This is a genomic window from Martelella sp. FOR1707 (assembly GCF_053484265.1).
On record NZ_JBAKFP010000002.1, the window covers coordinates 337,748 to 356,652 of the forward strand.

General features: G+C 63.0%; 16 protein-coding genes. 8 read left to right on the plus strand and 8 right to left on the minus strand.

From position 1 onward, the window contains the following. Positions 1–17: 17 nt before the first annotated feature. From V6765_RS05430 to V6765_RS05460, 7 genes are all read right to left on the minus strand, one after another. Positions 18–749, minus strand: a complete 732-nt coding sequence (locus V6765_RS05430) for an SDR family oxidoreductase (protein WP_448427126.1) — start codon at positions 747–749, stop codon at positions 18–20. A gap of 46 nt (positions 750–795) precedes the next feature. Continuing rightward, the gene (locus V6765_RS05435; protein WP_448427127.1) at positions 796–1,782 is read right to left on the minus strand and encodes an ABC transporter permease; all 987 of its coding nucleotides are present in this window, start codon (positions 1,780–1,782) and stop codon (positions 796–798) included. After that, positions 1,772–3,274 (minus strand): sugar ABC transporter ATP-binding protein, encoded by a 1,503-nt coding sequence (locus tag V6765_RS05440; RefSeq protein ID WP_448427128.1) that lies wholly within the window; start codon positions 3,272–3,274, stop codon positions 1,772–1,774. Before V6765_RS05440 ends, V6765_RS05435 begins: the two co-directional genes overlap by 11 nt. 74 nt (positions 3,275–3,348) lie before the next feature. Beyond that, a complete protein-coding gene (locus tag V6765_RS05445; protein ID WP_448427129.1) occupies positions 3,349–4,263 on the minus strand; it encodes an ABC transporter substrate-binding protein in 915 nt (304 codons plus the stop codon). Between the two features lie 97 nt (positions 4,264–4,360). Continuing rightward, the gene (locus V6765_RS05450) at positions 4,361–5,245 is read right to left on the minus strand and encodes a helix-turn-helix domain-containing protein (RefSeq protein ID WP_448427130.1); all 885 of its coding nucleotides are present in this window, start codon (positions 5,243–5,245) and stop codon (positions 4,361–4,363) included. A gap of 439 nt (positions 5,246–5,684) precedes the next feature. Beyond that, on the minus strand, positions 5,685–6,722 hold the full coding sequence (locus tag V6765_RS05455; protein WP_448427131.1) for an NAD(P)-dependent alcohol dehydrogenase: 1,038 nt from the start codon (positions 6,720–6,722) through the stop codon (positions 5,685–5,687). A 192-nt stretch (positions 6,723–6,914) separates the two neighbouring features. Then, positions 6,915–7,988 carry a LacI family DNA-binding transcriptional regulator gene (locus tag V6765_RS05460; RefSeq protein WP_448427132.1) on the minus strand — a complete coding sequence of 358 codons (1,074 nt, stop codon included), beginning with the start codon at positions 7,986–7,988 and terminating at the stop codon, positions 6,915–6,917. 69 nt (positions 7,989–8,057) lie between these two features. Here V6765_RS05460 and bglB point away from each other — a divergent pair, with 69 nt between their 5' ends. The 7 genes from bglB (at position 8,058) to V6765_RS05495 (ending at position 17,027) form a co-directional block, all read left to right on the plus strand. Then, on the plus strand, positions 8,058–9,161 hold the full coding sequence (gene bglB / locus V6765_RS05465; protein ID WP_448427133.1) for a beta-galactosidase BglB: 1,104 nt from the start codon (positions 8,058–8,060) through the stop codon (positions 9,159–9,161). Beyond that, positions 9,155–9,988 carry a 5-dehydro-4-deoxy-D-glucuronate isomerase gene (kduI, locus tag V6765_RS05470; RefSeq protein ID WP_448427134.1) on the plus strand — a complete coding sequence of 278 codons (834 nt, stop codon included), beginning with the start codon at positions 9,155–9,157 and terminating at the stop codon, positions 9,986–9,988. The genes bglB and kduI overlap by 7 nt, the downstream gene beginning before the upstream one ends. After that, positions 9,985–12,483, plus strand: coding sequence for a hypothetical protein (locus tag V6765_RS05475; RefSeq protein ID WP_448427135.1), 2,499 nt, complete (start codon positions 9,985–9,987; stop codon positions 12,481–12,483). The genes kduI and V6765_RS05475 overlap by 4 nt, the downstream gene beginning before the upstream one ends. Before the next feature lie 109 nt (positions 12,484–12,592). Beyond that, positions 12,593–13,855 (plus strand): ABC transporter substrate-binding protein, encoded by a 1,263-nt coding sequence (locus V6765_RS05480; protein ID WP_448427136.1) that lies wholly within the window; start codon positions 12,593–12,595, stop codon positions 13,853–13,855. Positions 13,856–13,926: 71 nt separating this feature from the next. Continuing rightward, a complete protein-coding gene (locus tag V6765_RS05485; RefSeq protein WP_419197446.1) occupies positions 13,927–14,892 on the plus strand; it encodes a carbohydrate ABC transporter permease in 966 nt (321 codons plus the stop codon). Then, positions 14,889–15,941, plus strand: coding sequence for a carbohydrate ABC transporter permease (locus V6765_RS05490; RefSeq protein WP_448427137.1), 1,053 nt, complete (start codon positions 14,889–14,891; stop codon positions 15,939–15,941). Before V6765_RS05485 ends, V6765_RS05490 begins: the two co-directional genes overlap by 4 nt. Positions 15,942–15,950: 9 nt before the next feature. Further along, the gene (locus V6765_RS05495) at positions 15,951–17,027 is read left to right on the plus strand and encodes an ABC transporter ATP-binding protein (protein ID WP_448427138.1); all 1,077 of its coding nucleotides are present in this window, start codon (positions 15,951–15,953) and stop codon (positions 17,025–17,027) included. Between the two features lie 12 nt (positions 17,028–17,039). Here the strand turns inward: V6765_RS05495 and V6765_RS05500 are convergent, their stop codons facing one another. After that, positions 17,040–17,951, minus strand: coding sequence for an alpha/beta hydrolase family protein (locus tag V6765_RS05500; RefSeq protein WP_448427139.1), 912 nt, complete (start codon positions 17,949–17,951; stop codon positions 17,040–17,042). Between the two features lie 21 nt (positions 17,952–17,972). Here V6765_RS05500 and V6765_RS05505 point away from each other — a divergent pair, with 21 nt between their 5' ends. Continuing rightward, the gene (locus V6765_RS05505; RefSeq protein WP_448427140.1) at positions 17,973–18,758 is read left to right on the plus strand and encodes an SDR family oxidoreductase; all 786 of its coding nucleotides are present in this window, start codon (positions 17,973–17,975) and stop codon (positions 18,756–18,758) included. Positions 18,759–18,905: the final 147 nt, after the last annotated feature.

The following is an 18,905-nucleotide window of genomic DNA, read 5'->3' on the forward strand; positions in this document are numbered from 1 at the left end:
GTCTTCTCCCTGTCCGGTCAGACCCTGTCGAAAGCGGTCGGCAGCACAATCATGTCACGGATCGTGACGGTGCGCTTGCGGGTCAGCATGTATTCCACCGCATCGGCGACTTCTTCCGGATCGATCAGCGCGCCCGCTTCCTTCGCCTTGCGCAGGTTTTCCTCGGGCCAGTCGGCCAGAAGCGCTGAGACCACGGGGCCCGGGGACACCTGTCCCACGCGCACGCCATGCGGGATCATCTGGCGGCGCATGGTCTGCACGAAGCAGGTGATGGCCCATTTCGAGGATGTGTAGACCGGCTCCCAATAGGCCGGAAAATGCCCGGCGATCGAGCAGGTGACGATGATGTCGCCGGTCTTGCGGTTGCTCATATGCGGCACGACGGCATGGACATTCTTCATCACCGCGTTGACGTTGAGGTTCAGCATCCGGTCAATGGTGGCCGGATCGGTGTCGACAAGATCGCCGCCGATATAGGTGCCAGCATTGCAGTAGAGAATATCGATGTGATCGACCTTCTCCAGGATCTCCGGCACCATGGCGTTGCAGCTGTCGAAATCCAGAAGGTCGGTGACCTGTGCCACGGCCTTGGGACCGAGGCGCTGGACGAGTTCATCGAGCGCTTGCTTGTTGCGGTCGACCATCACCACCGTCGCGCCCGCGGCCAGAAGCTTCTCGGTCGTTGCAAGGCCGATGCCCGAGGCCGCACCGGTAATGACGGCGATCTTGCCATCCAGCGAAACAGACATTCTTTTCTCCTAGAATCTGCGTTTTGTTGTTGTTTTTGAAACCGTCTCAGCGCCACTCGCGGCCGATATAGATGGCGAGCAGGATGATGAAGCCCTTGATCACGTCCTGAAGGTATGGGTTGATGCCCATCAGGTTCAGGCCGTTGTTGAGGATGCCGAGAAGCACCGCGCCGATCAGCGTGCCAAGCACCAGCCCGCGCCCGCCGGCAATCGCGGTTCCGCCGAGCACGACGGCGGCGATCGCATCGAGCTCGAAGCCGACGCCGGCATTGGGCTGGCCGGACATCAGCCGCCCGGTCAGCACCACCGCGGCAAGTGCCGCCGTCAGACCGGAAATCACATAGACGGCGAATTTCACATATTGCGTTTTCACGCCCGATAGCCTCGCCGCCGTCTCGTTGCCGCCGATGGCATAGACATGGCGGCCGAAGGGCGTGCGCTGCAGCAGCACCCAGGCCAGGGCGTAGATAATGAACATCAAGATGACGGGGACGGGCACATTGCCGATCCGGCCGATGCCGAACCACGCGATCCAGGAGGGCAGGCCGCTGATCGGATAGCCGCCGGAATAGATAAGGCCAAGGCCGCGCGCGATGCCCATCGTGGCAAGCGTCACGATGATCGCCGGCATCTTTCCCCAGGCGACCAGTACGCCGTTGAAGACGCCGAGGCCGATGCCCACGCCAAGACCGGCCAGAAGGCCCACCCATCCGGGCATGCCCATATTGACCATCAGGCCCGCCGCGATCGTGCCGGCAAGCGCCATCACCGCGCCGACCGACAGATCAATGCCGCCTGTCAGGATCACGAAGGTCATGCCCACCGCCAGAATGCCGACGATCGAAACTTGCCTCAAGACATTGAAGATGTTCGACACGCTGAAAAAATTGTCGCTGGCGATCCCCATCAGGATCGAAACGACGATCAGCCCCGCCAGCGGCAAAAGAAGCGGTGAATGAAGCAGCGCCCCCCAGTTTCTTTCGTTGGCCTTGTCGTCCGCTTCGGCCGCATTGGCATTTGCATCATGCGACATGTTGAACCCTCCCGGTGGTTGCATGCTTCATTATTTCTTCCGAATTGATGCTCTCGCCCGTAACGGTGGCGACGATGCCGCCCTGGCGGAAGACGCAGACCCGGTCGGACATGCCGACGATTTCGGGAAGCTCCGACGAGATCATGATGATGGAATAACCCTTGGCCGAAAATTCCCGCATCAGCTGGTAGATCTCGGCCTTGGCGCCGACATCGATGCCGCGCGTCGGCTCGTCGAAGATCAGGACCTTCATGTCGTGGTTCAGCCAGCGGGCGATCACCACCTTCTGCTGGTTGCCGCCCGAAAGTGTGTCGACCCGGGCGCGCGGGCCCTGTGACTTGACGCGGACCTGATCCATCGCTGCCTGCGTGGACAGCATTTCCTTCTTCATGTCGATGAAGAAGCGGGCCGCGCGGTACTTGCGGTAATTGTTGAGCGAGATGTTCTGGACGATCGAAAAGCTGGTGATCAGCCCCTCGGTTTTGCGGCTTTCCGGCAAAAGCCCGATGCCGCGCGCCAGGCCGTCGGCGGGAGAGGAAAGACGCGTCTCCACGCCATCGATCAGCATCTTGCAGCGGCTTGCCGGATGCGCGCCGAGCATGGCGAGCGCCGTTTCCGTGCGGCCGGAGCCGACAAGCCCGGCAAAACCGAGAATCTCGCCCTCGCGCAGTTCGAACTTGGAGACCGGGCCGCCCTTGCGCAACTGAAGCTCCTTGACCTCCAGCCGCATGGCGGCGTCCGGTTTCGGCGCGGGCTTTGCCGGAAAGCTGTTTTCGATGCGCCGCCCGACCATCATTTCCACAAGCCGGTCGTGGTCGACGTCGGCCACGCGGCAGGCGGCGACGAATTCGCCGTCGCGCAGCACGGTGATGCGGTCGCAGATCTCGAAAATCTCCTCGAGATGATGTGAGATGAACACCACTGCGACGCCCCGGCCGCGCAATTCGCGCATGACCTTGAACAGGTGTTCGACCTCCGACGGCGTCAGCGTTGCCGTCGGTTCGTCCAGCACCAGTATCCGCGCGTTGAGCGACAGCGCCTTGGCGATTTCGACGAATTGCTGTTCGGCGACCGAAAGCCGGCCGACCGGAACATCAAGCGGAAGGTCGACATCGAGCTGGCGCAGGATCGCGCGAGCGCGCTCATGCATGGCCTTGCGGTCGAGTAGGCCGAAACGGTTGCTGATCTCGCGTGCGAGGAACATGTTCTCCACCGCGGTGAGATAGGGGATGAGGCTGAATTCCTGGAACACGATGCCGATGCCGGCGTCGATCGCCTCGTCGTAATCGGCGAAATGGCGCTCCTTGCCATCGACGCGGATCACGCCCTCGCTCGGCAGGAAAATGCCGGAGACGATCTTCATTAGGGTCGATTTTCCGGCGCCGTTCTCGCCCAGAAGCGCATGGATTTCACCCGCCTCGACATGGAGGTCCACGCCGTGCAGGACTTCGATCTTCCCGAAGCTTTTCTTGATGCCTTGCAGTTCCAGCATGATCTTTTCCCGAGCATGGAAGAGGAAGCCCGCCCCCGGCTCGATGTGAGCGCGGGGGCGGCCTTGAGGAGACGTTACCAGCTGAAGTCGGCTGCGTTCTCGCTGTCGACCACGCGCACGTCGATCGGAACCTCGGCCGGCACGACGCGGGCGCCCCATTTCTGGGCGAGCGCCATGGCGAGGCCGACGCGCACCTGGTCGCGCGGGAACTGAGCCGTGGTTTCGATGAACGGCGTGCCGTCGCTGATCGCCTTCACGGCTTCCGGCGCGCCATCGACCGAGGTCAGCTTGATGTCCTTGCCGGAGCCCTGGATGGCCGCCAGTGCGCCCATCGCGCCGCCGTCATTGACGGAGAAGATGCCGGCGAGGTTCGGATGCGACTGGATCATGTTCTCGACCACGCCGAGCGCCACCGAACGGTCCTGACGGCCATTCTGCGTATCGACCAGCTCGATGCCTTCGAATTCGTCGAGCGCGGCCTTGCAGCCTTCCACGCGCTGAAGGATCGGGATCACCGGAATGCCGTCGAGGATGGCAACTTCGCCCGAACCGCCGAGCGCCTCGCCGAGATATTTGCACGACTGATAGCCGGCATCGCGGTTCTTGGAGCCGACGAACGTATCGACGGGGCCAGCGGCATTGGCATCCACGGCAACCACGATCACGCCCTGCTGCTTGGCCATGTTCACGGCGGATTCGACGCCGGCGCTGTCGGTCGGGTTCAGCAGAAGAATGTCGATATTCTGCTGCAGCATGTCCTCGACATCGGAAATCTGCTTGGCGACGTCATGGCCGGCATCGGTGACGATCACTTCGGCGCCGAGGCTGGCGGCGGCTTCATCCAGCGCTTCCTTCATCGAGACGAAATAGGGGTTGTTCATCTCCTGAAAGGTCATGCCGATCTTCATGCCGCCATCCTGGGCCAGGGCCGGCAAAGCCGTCGTTGCGGCAAGGGCTGCAACGGACAGTGTCTTCGTCAGAATATTCATATCAAGTCCTCCCATTGGTGCGGGCAGGCAAAGGCTGCCCGTTTCCGGACAACACCATGTCGCCCGAATTGCTGAATTCCGGTGATTTCGTCTGGGCTCAGTCCGCCATGGCCAGAGCCCCGTTGGCCGCAAAGGTCGTCCTGAATTGCGAGGGCGACATGCCCTTGAATTTCAGGAAGTGGCGATTGAAATTTGACAGGTTCGAAAACCCGACCTCGTAACAGATCTCGGCGACCTTGATCTCCTCGGAATCGAGAAGAAGCCGGCAGGCGAGATCAATGCGTAACTGGTTCTTGTAGCGCACCAGCGTTGTGCCCGTATGGCGCTTGAAGGCCCGTGAAAATGCGCTCGTGCTCTGCCCGACAAGTTCGGCAAGTTCGCTCTCGTCAACCGGCTCCGTCAGGTGTTCGCGCAGATAGGCGATGGCGCGATTGACCCCGCGGGAATCGATATCGGAAAGGTCGAGCTCGTAGCTGAGGCTTGCGAGCACTTCCGGATCGGGCGACTCGGCGAGAATGTCGAGAATCTGCCAGAACAGCGACAGGCGTTGCATGCCGCGCGCCTCGATCAGCCGTTCAAGCAGCGGCCGCACGGCTCGGCTCGTGGCATCGTCGAAAAGCAGGCCGCGATGGCTGCGCTCCAGGAGCGGGCGGATCGCCTGCATCTCCGGCATTGCCGCGCAGGCGTCCTCGATGAATTTTTCGGGAAACTGGATGATCAGAGAGCGCAGCGGGACGGTTTCGTCGTGCTCGATATCACTGATCCAGTTCTGCGGCAGGTTGGGGCCGGTCATGATCAGCTGGCCGGGACCGAAATCGCCGATGAAGTCGCCGATATAGAATTTGCCGGAGGTATCAACGACAAGATGAATTTCGTATTCGGGGTGATAGTGCCAGCGAACCGTGCGGAACGGGTAGCCATGCTTCCATGCCGCGAAGGATTCACCCTTGCGAATATGAACAAGCTCCAGATCCGGTTGCATCCTCTGATCCTCCCTCGCCAATGACAGGCTGGCGGCGTTTGTCGTGGCTCCCTCCACGGCATCAACGGTGGAGAAACACTACGCTGCGGCCATGGTTTGCCTCAACATCACCACGGAAAATTTACTGATACTTTTTTGACCGGGAATTCGTCGAAATTGAAAGGGTAGCGTTTGTGAGCGCGCCTGAGGTTACCGCAATGCAGAAGTCTTATATCGCAACGCAGCGTAAAACCGTCGGGTTTTTGGCCTAAATTGAGGAAAATGCTGCGAAATACGTCTGACTGCCAATTGTCAATCAGGAAGGCGCGTGGTCGATAAGCACCATTTGGCGCTTATACTTTTCTTGCAGTTTTGAGGGTGTAAAACGGTTTTTCATCAGAACAGGGGCCGCTCGGCCCCAATCCGGTCCCGCCAGGCCGCGGGACCGGCAAGGGACGGATCAATCCGTCATCACGATCTGGAGTTTGACGTCGGTTTCGCGGGCCTCGGCTGCGCGATCGAAGGCGGCGATGCTCTCGGCAAAGGGCAGCGTGTCCGAAATCAGCGGCTTCAGGTCGACCTTGCCCGAGGCGATCAGGGCGATCGCGCGGTCATAGACATTGGCGTAGCGGAATACCGTCTCGACGCGAAGCTCCTTGGCCTGCAGGCCGACGATATCGACGGGGACGGGCTCAACCGGCATGCCGACCAGGACGACGGCCCCGCCGGGACGCGCCAGCTTGTCGACGCCGAGGATCGCGGGAGCAGCGCCCGAGCATTCGAACACGACATCTGCGCCCCAGCCATCGGTCGCTTCCGCCACGGCCTCTGCGGCAGGGCGGTTCCTGATATTGATCGTCTCGATGCCATCGTAAGCGCCGATAATATCCAGCTTCGGCTGGGCGAGATCGGCGACGATCACCTTGGCGCAACCGCCGGCCAGCGCCGCCAGCGCCACCATCATGCCGATCGGGCCGGCGCCGGTGACCACGGCGATATCGCCGGGCTGGATGCGGGCGCGCAGTGCGGCCTGCATGCCGATCGCGAACGGCTCGACCATCGCGCCTTCCGCGAAGCTCACCGCCTCCGGCAGCTTGTAGGTGAAGGCTGCGGGGTGGATCACTTCCGGCGTGAGGCAGCCATGGTTCGGCGGCGTTGCCCAGAACCTGACGGCGGGATCGACATTGTAGATGCCGAGCTTGGACGCGCGCGAGGTGAAATCGGGGATGCCCGGCTCCATGCAGACCCGGTCTCCCGCCTGCAGATGCGTGACCTCGGACCCGGTCTCGATCACGGTGCCGGAGGCCTCATGGCCGAGGATCATCGGTTCATGCACGACGAAATGGCCGATCTTGCCATGGGTGTAATAGTGAACATCGGAGCCGCAGATGCCGACCGTGTGGGTCTTGATGCGCACATCCTGCGGACCTAGCGCAGTGGTGACCTCGAAGTCGCGCAGCGAAAGTTCGCCCTTCTTCTCCAGAACCAGTGCCTGCATGTCATGCCTCCCGTGAGAAATTTGATAGGATCGCGGCCGTTTTGGCCCGTGATTGGTCTTTGGCTAGTCTTTTCGAAACGGCTGCGTAAACAAAAAAGCGCGTTTCAGCGTCGATAATTTTCTGTGCGGTGAAAAAAGTATCAGGGTGATTTGCTCGGCGTATCAATTGAGGTCGCGGCAGCCCGTCCCGGATTACCTGCCAACCCGCGCGGGCCCGGTTGAAGCGCGTTCCACGAGCCAGCAGGCGAGCTCCACGCGGCGCGCGGGCAGGCGGGTGACGCCGAGATCATCGAGCAGCAGGCTGAGGGCGGCGGAGCCGATATGGCGCATCGGGATATGCATCGTCGTCAGCGGCGGATCGGAAAAGCCCGACAGCGGCAGGTCGTCCATGCCGACCACGGAAAAATCCTCCGGCACGCGATAGCCCGCCTGCTGGATGGCGAGCATCGCGCCATAGGCGAGGCTGTCGCCGGCAGTCAGCACGGCCGTGAAATCGGCGCCGCGACTCTCCAGCCGTTCAGCGATCGCGCGGCTTGCAAGTTCCGGCAGCCAGTCGTCGACTGTCATCACCAGGTCGTCGATATCCTCGATCCCGTGGGCGCGCAGCGCATCGCGCCAGCCCTCGAAGCGACGCTCGATCGTCCGCCGGCCCTTGTGCATCAGAAACAGGATGCGGCGGTGGCCGAGATCGAGAAGGTGGTCGGCGGCAAGCCTTGCGGCGGAGCGGTTGCAGGGCGTCACGCTGGAGTGGCGCATCGCCGGATCATCGCCGTTGATCAGCACGATCGGCTTGGAAAATCCACCCGAGCGGGTCAGCACCTGCGCATCATCCAGCGTCAGAAACAGGCAGCCGGCAACGGAGGCGTCCGCCTCGCCCTCGGCCAGAAGCTGCGCCTCATCCTCGGGGGTCGCGACCGCGCGGGTGACCAGTTCGATGCCGAGCGCCTCGGCCCGTTCGTTGAGGCCGTCGAGAACGTGGTAGGTGAACTGGTTGCGCTGGTGGTCGATCATCGCGACGCTCGATGTCGCGAGGATAATACGGCGGCCGGCGGCTGATGTCGGGTTGACATAGCCGAGCGCGAGCGCGGTCTCGACGATCTTCGCCCGCAACTCGTCCTTCACCCCGCCGGTGCCCGCAAGCGCCCGCGAAGCGGTCGATACCGATACCCCGCAATTGCGGGCGATTTCCTCCAGCCGGACCCGTCGGTTCGGCTTGCCGCGTTTGCCGTGAATCGCGAATGCCTCCTGTTTGCACCAAAACTGCAAAAAATTTGCAAATTGCGCAACAGCTTTTTGTGTGGAACAGTTCGCCTTGAGGAACGAACGGGAGGAAACATGCCGATAACGGCCGATCAGATTTCCGACAGCTTGTCGGCGCTGGTGCGCGGGATGACGGGACTGCGTCACGACGGGCGCTTCGATGAGCCCAATCTTGATGGCACGCCCGGCGATTATGTCAGCTTCGACAGTTGGGAATGGCCGCAGGGCGTCGGGCTTTATGGCCTGCAGCGGCTGTGGCGGCACACCGGCGACGATGCGCATCTGAAGATCCTCGAAGACTGGTACGACCGCCGCATCGAGGCGGGCCTGCCGAAGATGAACGTCAACACCACCGCGCCGATGTTGGCGCTCAGCGAGATCTGGCGGCGCGAACGTCAGCCGCGCTACGAGGCGGTGCTGCGCGACTGGGCCGAGCGGGTGGTTTCCGACATGCCGCGAACGCCGGAAGGCGGCTTCCAGCACGATGTTTCCGACAAGATCAACGACAATGAATTGTGGGACGATACGCTGTTCATGGTCGCCCTGTTCCTCGCCTCCTACGGGCAGGCCTCTGGCGAGCGGCGCTTCGTCGATGAGGCGGAACGGCAGTTCCTGGTGCATGCCCGCTATCTCGCCGACCCGAAGTCCGGTCTCTGGTATCACGGCTGGACCTTTGCCGGCCGCCACAATTTCGCCGGCGCTCTCTGGGGGCGCGGCAATGCCTGGATCACGGTCGGCATTCTCGAACTGATCGAACTCTGCGATCTGTCGCCTGCGGTCGAGGCCTATCTTCTCGGCGTGCTTCAGACCCAGATCGAGGCGCTGCTGAAGTACCAGACGGCGTCGGGCGCATGGACCACGCTGGTCGATGACCCGTCATCCTATGAGGAAATCTCGGCGACGGCCGGCTTCGGCTTCGGGCTGATGAAGGCCGCCCGCATGGGGCTCGGCCCGAAAGGCTGCGAGAAGGCGGGGCTGCGGGCGCTCGATGCTGTCATGAAAAATATCAGCGATGACGGCGTGGTCTCCAACGTCTCCTATGGCACCCGCATGGGCCATGATCTGCAGTTCTACCGCGATATTCCGGTGCAGCCGACAGGCTATGGCCAGGCGCTTGCGATTCTCTGCCTTGCCGAAGGCCTGCACCACAGCAATGAAAGGATGAGCAAAGCATGCTGAAAACGCTCTATGGCGCTTCGCCTGCCGATATCGACAACATGAACACGGCGCGGCTGCGCGACGAATTCATGGTGGAAGGCCTGTTCACGCCCGGCGAAATCCGCTTCGCCTATACCCATGTCGACCGCATGATCGTCGGCGGCGCGGTGCCGACCTCTGGCGCGCTCTCCTTCGGCGACGGAGCCGAGGTTGGCACCGAGGCGTTTTTCGACGCCCGCGAAATGGGCATCGCCAATCTGGGCGGTCCGGGCGCGATCACGGTCGATGGTGCGCGCCATGAACTCGACAACCGCGATATCCTCTATATCGGCCGGGGTGCCAAAACCGTGACGCTGGAAAGTGCTGATGCCGGCAAACCGGCGCGGTTCTACATGAACTCGGTGCCCGCCGGCGCGGACATTCCGCATCGCCTGATCAAGCGGGCAGAATCCAAGCCGCTGGTGATGGGCGACGCGGCGAAATCCAACAAGCGCGAACTGCGCATGTATATCCATCCGGAAGTGGCACCCTCCTGCCTGCTTTTGATGGGGATAACCGATCCCGCGCCGGGCAGCATCTGGAACACCATGCCGCCCCATCTCCACGAGCGGCGCATGGAGGCCTATTGCTACTTTGATCTCGGCGACGAAGACCGCGTCTTCCACCTGATGGGTCGTCCGGACAATACCCGTCATCTGGTTGTCGCCAATGGCGATATCGTGATCTCGCCGGCATGGTCGATCCATATGGGCGCGGGCACCGGGCCCTATGCCTTCGTCTGGGGCATGACCGGCGAAAATCAGGCCTACACCGATGTCGATCCGGTTGCGATCAGGGAGCTCAGATGAATTCGGCATTGAACCAGACGGACAGGGCGCTCCTGCGTCAGCTTGCGGCGGGCCAACCGGTCGTCTACTGGCGGCTTTCGGCGACGGAAGAGGCGCGCTACGACGTGCCCGACCAGCCGATGCAGGGGGAAATGGACCCCTTCTTCTTCCTGACCAAGCACAAGAACTTCATCCCGCACGAATATCCCTGCCGGACGCAGTTTGCCGCCGAGCGGCGCGGAAAGCGGCCCGCGATCGGCGAGACAAGGCCGAAGCTCACGCGCACATGGCTGCCCTTCGGCTCGCCGCGCGTGGACCTGTCGGGCTTCTGGTTCCGCGCCACCGAACTCAAGACCTTCGCCGAAACCACGATCCGCGCCGCATCTGCCGGCGAAGCCCGGCTGGCGCTGCGCACCTGCGGCGGCGCGGTGCTGTTCGTCAATGGCCACGAGGTCGGCTTCATGGCGCCCTATGGCCGCAATCTCGAGACGATCGAGGAATTCACGGTTCAGCTTGAAGCCGGCGACAATGTCATTGGCATCGTCTTTGATGATCTCGCCGAGCGCGATGCGCGTTACTATTTCCAGCTCGATTATCTTTCCGGCCCGGTGGTCGAACACGCCTTGCCAATTCCAGTCGAGGCTCCGGTGGCCAACGCGATGGAGGCCATGCTCGCCTCCATGCATTTCGAAAAGCCGGTCTATGGCGAGGGTGAGGTGGCTCTGGTCGCCGATACCGGCCTGCCGGTCGATGTCACGGCGAAGGTGGTGATCGAGGGCGACTTCATGTCGATCGAGAAGCCGCTGAGCTTCGAGCAAATGCTTGCGGCCGGATCGGTCCGGCTGGCGGTTGCCGATACCGCGGACTTGCCCGCCGATTTCCGCCATTTCAAGGTGACGCTGGCGCGCGGCGATTACGCCGTCTCGCGCGTCTTCGGCGTCGAACTCTGCCATGTGGCGCGACAGGGAACGGCTCCGGAACACCTCCCCGGGCGCATCACAGAAGCGCTCGGCGAAGTCGCCAATCACGCCGAGGGTGATACGGTGCGCGCGCTCGCCCGCCTCGCGACCGGCATGAGCGGCGATGAAACCGAAGCGATGATCGAAAGCGCGCTGCCGGCGATCGAGGATTGCCATGACTGCGCCGATTTCATCCTCGTGCCGCTGCTCTGGTGCCGCGCCGCCTATGGCGATGATATCGGGGCCACGGTCCGCGACCGTGTCGATGCCGCCATCCTCAACTATCGCTACTGGATGGATGAGCCCGGCAATGACGTGCAGTGGTATTTCTCGGAAAACCACGCGCTGTTGTTTCACACGGCCGCCTATCTGGCGGGGCATATGATGCCTGAGGCTCGGTTCGTGCGCTCGCAGCGGACGGGCGCTGAACAGTCGGCAATCGGGGCCGCGCGGGTGCGCGCCTGGCTCGATCACTTCGAGAAGTGGGAAATGGCGGAGTTCAACTCCGCGCCCTATTTCCCGATCGACCTGAAGGGGCTGTGCGCGCTCTATGCGCTGGCGCCGGACCGGGACATTGCCGAGCGCGCGGGCAAGGCCATCATCCGGCTTGTCGAGATACTCGCTCGCTCCGCCCATCATGGCGTCATGACCGGCGCGCAGGGCCGATCCTACGAGCATACGCTCCGGGCCTCGCGGACGCTGGAGCTTTCCGGCATTGCGCGGATGATCTGGGGGCGCGGCAATTACGGCATGCGTTTCCATGCCCTGCCGCAACTGGCGCTCTGCCTGCGCGATCACGGTTTGCAAATACCGGAAGAGCTTGCCGCCATCGCCTCGGTTTCCGGCAGCGAAGGGCATGAATGGACCTTCGCCCAGGGGCAGGAGCGGTTCGCGCGGCTCTATCACTACAAGACGGCGTCCTACGCGCTTGGCACCGCCGCGGCCTATCGCTGGAACCAGTGGGGCTATCAGGAAACGGTGCTGCATCTGCGCCTCGGCGACAATCCGGATGCGACGATCTGGATCAACCATCCGGGCGAGGTGCTGCATTCGGGCTACGGCCGGCCATCCTATTGGGGCGGCTCGGGCACGCTGCCGCGCGTGCATCAGTATCGCGGCCTTGCGATCGCACGTTTCGAATGCGCCGAAGAGCAGCCGGATTTCACCCATTGCTGGTTCCCGCAATCCGTCTTCGACGAGGCCCGAATCGGCCGCGATACGGCGCTGGCGGTGAGCGGCGGCGGCTGCGTGCTGCTGAAGGTCGATGCCGGGCTGGCGCTCGTCGCGACCGGACCGACGGCGGGCAACGAGCTGCGCGCGCCCGGCCTCAAAGCGACATGGATCGTGCGCATGGCCGAGCGCGACAAGGCAAACGAGATTGAGGAGGATTTTGCAACCCTCAGTCTTGCCGACGAGGCCAATGGCGATATTCTGGTCGACGATCCTGAATATGGCAGGGTCCGCTTCGGAGCCGATGGCTCCGTCGAGGCGGAGGGCCGCAGGCTAGACCCGGCGGAATGGACGATCGCGGGCGCGGCGCGGACGTTCCGGGATTAAGGTTTTGCCGGAGGGCAGGGAGAGCCCTCTGGAGACGCCTGCCGTGGGGTGGGCAACAAATGCCGATGATCGGCAAGGGCGAAGGCCCGGTTAAGAGGAGGAAAATGATATGAAAAATGCTGTCAGCATTCTGTCCATCGTTGCGGCGGGGTTCATGGCCTCGACATCGGCGTTTGCGGGCGATGTGCGCATCATGTGGTATTCGGACGGCGTCGAGGGCGAGGTCATGCAGGACCTTGTCGACCGCTTTCAGAAGGACAACCCGGATATCAACGTCACGCTCGACAATGTTGCCTACAAGGTGATCCAGGAACAGCTTCCGATCCAGCTCGAAGCCGGCCAGGGCCCCGATATCGCTCGCGTCACCGATCTCAAGGCGCTGGCCAATCACTGGCTTGACCTTCGCCCCTATCTGTCCGACCCGGCCTATTGGGAGGAGAATTTCGGCGCGCAGGCCGACTGGATGCGCCCCGATGGTTCCGATGCCATTACCGGCTTCATGACCCAGCTCACGCTCACCGGCGGCTTCGCCAACAAGACGCTGTTCGAGCAGGCGGGCGTCGATCTGCCGGGCGACAAGGCCACCTGGGATGACTGGGTCAATGCCTCGGCCGAAGTCGCCAAGAGCCAGCAGACGGCGGCGGCCTTCGCCATCGACCGTTCCGGCCACCGTATTTCCGGCCCGAACGTCTCCTACGGCGCAAACTATATCGGCCCCGATGGCATGCCGGCCCCGGTCGATGAGGGCACCAAGACCTTCGGAACCAAGCTCGTCAACTGGACCAATGACGGTCTGATGCTGAAGGACACCTGGGTATCGGCCGCCGGCTCGACCTATCGCGCGGCCGCCGACGATTTCATCAACGCCCAGATCCCGTTCTACTATTCGGGAAGCTGGCAGGTCGCCAACCTCTCCACCAAGATCGGCGACGCCTTTGACTGGGTGGCGATCGGTTCGCCCTGCGGCACGGCGGGTTGCTCTGGCCTCAAGGGCGGTGCAGCGCTCGTCGGCATCAAATACACCAAGAACCCGGAAGACGTCGCCAAGGTCATGGAATATCTGGCGAGCCCCGAGATCGTGAAGGAGTTCTCCGAGCGCACCCTGTTCCTGCCCGCGCACAAGGGCGTGGTTGCCGAAGGCGGCCTGAACTGGGATACCGACGACAAGAATGTCGGCCCGGCGCTCGATGCCTTCGTGAAGTCCTCCGCGGAAACGCTGCCCGCCGCCGATGCGCTGCCGGCATGGAAGTGGGCGTCGGCCTATTACGGCGCGCTCGTCACCCGCATCAGCCAGGTCATGGCCGGTGAACTGACACTCGACGACGCCTGGACGCGCATCGACCAGGATATCGCCGACAAGGTCCAGCAGTAGGCTAGCGCGGAAAAGTGGCGAACCTGTCCGACATAAAGCGCATGACCGGCTCCGTGTTCACGGTGCCGGCCATGTGGCTGGCCGCGCTTTTGAACCCGCCGCTCAAGGTCTGGCAACGGGCCACGGGCACCGGCGGCATGGCGGCGTTCTTCCTGGCGCCGAACATGGCGATTTTCGGCGTGTTCGTGCTGATCCCTCTGGTCATGAACTTCTTCTATTCGATGACCTCCGGCTCGGCCTATTTCCTGGCCGACCGGACCTTTGTCGGCCTCGAGCAATATGGCCGGCTTCTCGATTGCGGAAACTATCTCGATCCCGGCACCTGCCGCGAGGACCTGTTCTGGAAGGCGGCGCAGAACACTGCCATCTTCGTGTTCTTCCAGGTCTCGCTGATGACGCTGACGGCGATGATCACCGCGCTGATCCTCAACCGCAAGATCGCGGGCAGAGGCTTCTGGCGGGCGGTGTTCTTCTTCCCCGTGCTGCTGTCGCCCGTGGTCGTCGGCCTGATCTGGCGCTGGATTCTGCAGCGTCAGGGCCTGCTCAACTATGTTCTCTACACATTCGGCGCCGATACCCATGACTGGCTGACCGAGCGTCTGCCGGCCTTCACGGCGGCGGTCTCGGTTTCGGTCTGGGCGCATATGGGCTTCTTCACGCTGATCCTGCTCGCCGGTCTTCAGGCAATCCCGCGCGATCTCTATGAGGCCGCCGAAATGGACGGCACCAAACCGGCGCGCGTGTTCTGGCGCATCACGCTGCCGCTGCTGATGCCCAACCTTCTGGTGGTCATCGTGCTGTCGCTGATCCGCGCCGTGCAGATCTTCGACGAGGTCTATGTGCTGACCGGCGGCGGACCGGGCACCTCCACCATGTATCTCACACAATACATCTATGAGGTCGGCTTTGCCTCGCTGCTGCGCAATCCGGGCCTTGCCGCTGCCGCCTCGATCATGATGGGGCTGGTGCTGGTGGTGCTCACGCTGGTGCAGCTCGGCCTTGGGCGGCGCAACGAACAGAAGGGAGCGCGCGAATGAGTGCCGTTTCGAAGTTCCTGTTCCGCCGTCGCGGCGGCGATGGCTGGCACTGGACCGACATCGTCACCTGGGTCTGGCTGATCGGCGGGCTGATCATCATGTTCGGCCCGGCGCTGTGGCTGGTGTTTTCCTCGTTCAAATCGCCAGCGCAGCTTGCCGAGTTTCCGCCGACCATCCTGCCCTATGTCAGCCAGCAGGTTGAGGTCGAAGGCTATGACAAGCCGCTCAACCTCTATGACGTGACCCTGCCGGACGGCTCGACCAGGGTGCTCGCCGAAGTGCGCCGGATCGGCATCGTCGCGCAGATGGTCGATCCCGCCGATCCCGGCGAGATCATCAAGGTCAATATCGCCGAGCGTACGCCGGTGCGCGAGATCGGCTTTGCCACCGAGAACTACGTCACGCCGCTGGAGAGCAATGACTTCCTGCTCTATCTGCGTAATTCCGTGTTCGTGACCCTGATGGCGACGCTGATCACGCTGATCACCAATTCGATGGCGGCCTTCGCGCTGTCGAAATACAAGTTCCGCGGGCGCGACGCGGTGCTGATGCTGATCGTCGGCACGCTGATGGTGCCGCTTTCGGTGCTCTTGGTGCCGCTCTATTCGGTCGTCAGCGCCGTCGGTCTGTACAACTCACTCTGGGGCGTGATCCTGCCGACGGTGGCGACGCCGACGGGCGTGTTCCTGCTGCGGCAGTACATGCTGACAATCCCGGACGAATTGCTGGACGCCGCGCGCATGGACAATGCGTCGGAATGGCAGATCTACTGGCGCATCGTGCTGCCCCTGGCCGCGCCCGCTCTGGCGGTGCTCGCGATCTTCTCGGTGGTCTGGCGCTGGAATGACTTCCTGTGGCCGCTGGTCGTGCTGTCCTCGAAGGAGGTCTACACCCTCCAGGTCGGGCTCAATACCTATGCCGGCGAGCTGAACGTTCAGTGGCATTACATTCTGGCGATGACGGTGGTGACCATGATCCCGGTCGTGCTGGTCTTCGTCTTCCTGCAACGCTTCATCACCTCCGGCATCGCCGGTTCCGGACTGAAATAGGGTGCCATCATGGGACAGATAACGCTGAACAAGGTTGATCGGGCTTATGGCAAACTCAAGGTCCTGCACGACATCAATCTCGATATTCCGGATGGCGAGTTCACGGTTCTGGTGGGCCCATCGGGTTGCGGCAAGTCGACGCTCTTGCGGCTGATCGCCGGTCTGGACAAGCCCACCTCCGGCGAGATCATCATCGACGGCAAGGACGTTACAAAGGCGTCGGCCGCCGATCGCGGGCTTGCCATGGTGTTCCAGTCCTATGCGCTCTATCCGCATATGACGGTGCGCCAGAACCTCGCTTTCGGGCTCGAAAATATCCATATGCCCAAGCCGGAAATCGAGAGCCGCATCCAGGAAGCGGCTCGGATGCTCGAAATTGGTCCCTATCTCGACCGGCGGCCCGGCCAGCTTTCGGGCGGCCAGAAACAGCGCGTGGCGATCGGCCGGGCGGTGGTGCGCAACCCGACGGCCTTCCTGCTCGACGAACCGCTTTCCAATCTCGACGCCGAACTGCGCATCACCATGCGCGCCGAGCTTTCGGGCCTCCACGAGCGGCTGACGACGACCATGGTCTACGTCACCCACGATCAGGTCGAGGCGATGACGCTCGCCGACCGGATCGTGGTGATGCGGGCGGGCAGGATCGAGCAGATCGGCAAACCGCTGGACCTGTTCCACAGGCCGGCAAACCTGTTTGTCGCCGGCTTCATCGGCGCGCCGCGCATGAATCTGGTTCCGGTCACCGTAACTTCGGTTGAAGCCGATGCCGTTCATGTCGAAGGCCCCGGCGGTCTCGTCGCCCGGATCGCCTGCAAGGACAGCGGGCTGAAGCCTGGCGATGACGCGACGCTCGGTATTCGCCCGCATGATTTCTCGGAGGGCGGCGAGGACGCGATTGAGGCGGAGGTCACGCTGATCGAGGCGCTCGGCCCGGAAACCGTGGTTCATGCACACACGGATGGCGGGCAGAAGCTGGTGGCCGTTTTCGGCGGCGGCGCTGTCGATCCCGAGGCGACGCATGTTTCGTTGCGCTTCGATCCCGAGCGGGTGCATCTCTTCAACAGCGACGAGCAGCGGGTGAACTGAAACGGCTAAGTTTCAGTCTGATCCGTCTTCACCGGACGAGGCGAGATGACGGTCGAAAAAGGAAAATACCGCCGCGCGCATGGCCGGCGTTTCCACATGGCCGGCCTCCGGCTCCCGCACCAGAACGAGCCGGTCCGCTGCCCCCGCCTCTTCATAAGCGCGACGCGTCTGCGCGAAAGCTGTCTCGAAGGCGGCCGGCGGCGTCAGCGGATCGAGATCGCCGATGCCGATGAGTTGCGGGCGCGGGGCGATCAGCCCGGCGATCTCGCCATTGCCGGCAAGCGTGAGAAGGCCGGGTACGGTGAGATAGATGCCGTGGAGGTCGATATTGCCGGCGTCAATCAGCGCCGCATAATCCGCATAGGCGCAGAGATGCGCGCTTGCCGCGATGCGCGGCTCGACGGCCGCCAGCCAGTAGCTGAAGGTCGCGCCCATGGAGATGCCGAAAACACCGATCCTGTCGGCTATGATGTCGGGGCGGGACGCCAGCCATTCGAAGGCGGCAGCCTGCTCGCCGAGCATCTGCCCGGCAAGGCTCTTGCCGTGCCACAGCGCCGCCTTGGCGCGGGCGCTTTCGCCGGGGCTGGAGCGGGCGCCAAAGGCCGGCAATTCGACCATCAGCACCGCATAGCCCCGGCGCGCGAATTCCGGGCCGAGCGGCGAAAGCAGCGCCTTGCGACCATCAAGAAGCTCATCCGCGCCGATCTCATAAGCATTGCCGTGGGCATGGATATAGAGGATCGCCGGAACCGGGGCGTCGCCCGGCGGGCGCAGCAGAAAGCCGCGCACATTCTCACCGTTTGCGGTGGCGAAGGTAAGCCGTTCCAACCGCATCCCTTCGTGAACGATGCCGACGCATTCGGTGAGCGTCAGCGGATGCGCACAGATCTCGAACTTTTCACGCAGGGCCTGTCTTAGTGCCATCACTTACCCGGGGAGCCGACCATGAATATCGAAACCTATCTTAAACACCAGTTCAGCCTCGAAGGCCAGCGCGCGCTGGTCACCGGCGGGGCGAGCGGCATCGGCCAGGCGATCGCGGTGGCGCTGGCAGAGGCAGGGGCGGATGTGGCGATCACCGTGCACTCCAATCCGGGTGACGAAACCGCCCGGCTTGTGGGCGAGACCGGCCGCACCTTTGCCCGGGTGCCCGCCGATCTCGGCGCGATCGATGCCGCTGGCGCGGAAACGCTGTTGGAGGCGGCCGCCGAAGGCCTCGGCGGCGATATCTCGATCCTGGTGAACAATGCCGGCATCATCCGGCGCGGCGATGCCGTCGATCATTCCGAAAGCGACTGGCGCGCCGTGCTTTCGGCCAATCTCGACGCCGTCTGGTACCTGTCGCAGGCCGCCGCGCGCGGCATGCAGGCGACGGGTGGCGGCCGCATCATCATGACCGCGTCGCTGCTGTCGTTTCAGGGCGGCATCCGCGTGCCGGGCTACACCGCCTCCAAGCACGGCGTCGCCGGCCTGACCAAGGCGCTTGCCAACGAGCTTGCGCCGCACGGGGTCACCGTCAACGCGATTGCGCCGGGCTATATCGCCACGGACAACACGAAAGCGTTGCGCGATGACCCGGAGCGCTCGCGGCAAATCCTCGAGCGCATTCCCGCCGGACGCTGGGGAAAGCCGGAGGATATCGCCGGCGCGGCCTTGTTCCTGGCTTCGCCCGCAGCGGCCTATGTCAACGGGCATATTCTCGCCGCCGACGGCGGTTGGCTGGCGCGCTGAGCGCAGTTCAACGACCGGCTCCATGTGCCCGTTTGTCGAGGGCCGCACAGTGGCGGCTCGGCAGCGACGCAATGTCTTCGTTCAAACTTGCTTTAGTAAAGAATGTGTCAATTAGGTAACACTAATATATTTTCTCTTTAGGGAAAG

Bases quoted from the DNA above. Each gene is read 5' to 3' on its own strand.
- V6765_RS05440 (WP_448427128.1), bottom strand. From the start codon at position 3,274: ATGCTGGAACTGCAAGGCATCAAGAAAAGCTTCGGGAAGATCGAAGTC.
- kduI (WP_448427134.1), top strand. From the start codon at position 9,155: ATGCTGAAAACGCTCTATGGCGCTTCGCCTGCCGATATCGACAACATG.
- V6765_RS05485 (WP_419197446.1), top strand. From the start codon at position 13,927: ATGTGGCTGGCCGCGCTTTTGAACCCGCCGCTCAAGGTCTGGCAACGG.
- V6765_RS05430 (WP_448427126.1), bottom strand. From the start codon at position 749: ATGTCTGTTTCGCTGGATGGCAAGATCGCCGTCATTACCGGTGCGGCC.
- V6765_RS05480 (WP_448427136.1), top strand. From the start codon at position 12,593: ATGAAAAATGCTGTCAGCATTCTGTCCATCGTTGCGGCGGGGTTCATG.
- V6765_RS05505 (WP_448427140.1), top strand. From the start codon at position 17,973: ATGAATATCGAAACCTATCTTAAACACCAGTTCAGCCTCGAAGGCCAG.
- V6765_RS05445 (WP_448427129.1), bottom strand. From the start codon at position 4,263: ATGAATATTCTGACGAAGACACTGTCCGTTGCAGCCCTTGCCGCAACG.
- V6765_RS05450 (WP_448427130.1), bottom strand. From the start codon at position 5,245: ATGCAACCGGATCTGGAGCTTGTTCATATTCGCAAGGGTGAATCCTTC.
- V6765_RS05500 (WP_448427139.1), bottom strand. From the start codon at position 17,951: ATGGCACTAAGACAGGCCCTGCGTGAAAAGTTCGAGATCTGTGCGCAT.
- bglB (WP_448427133.1), top strand. From the start codon at position 8,058: ATGCCGATAACGGCCGATCAGATTTCCGACAGCTTGTCGGCGCTGGTG.
- V6765_RS05490 (WP_448427137.1), top strand. From the start codon at position 14,889: ATGAGTGCCGTTTCGAAGTTCCTGTTCCGCCGTCGCGGCGGCGATGGC.
- V6765_RS05475 (WP_448427135.1), top strand. From the start codon at position 9,985: ATGAATTCGGCATTGAACCAGACGGACAGGGCGCTCCTGCGTCAGCTT.
- V6765_RS05435 (WP_448427127.1), bottom strand. From the start codon at position 1,782: ATGTCGCATGATGCAAATGCCAATGCGGCCGAAGCGGACGACAAGGCC.
- V6765_RS05495 (WP_448427138.1), top strand. From the start codon at position 15,951: ATGGGACAGATAACGCTGAACAAGGTTGATCGGGCTTATGGCAAACTC.
- V6765_RS05455 (WP_448427131.1), bottom strand. From the start codon at position 6,722: ATGCAGGCACTGGTTCTGGAGAAGAAGGGCGAACTTTCGCTGCGCGAC.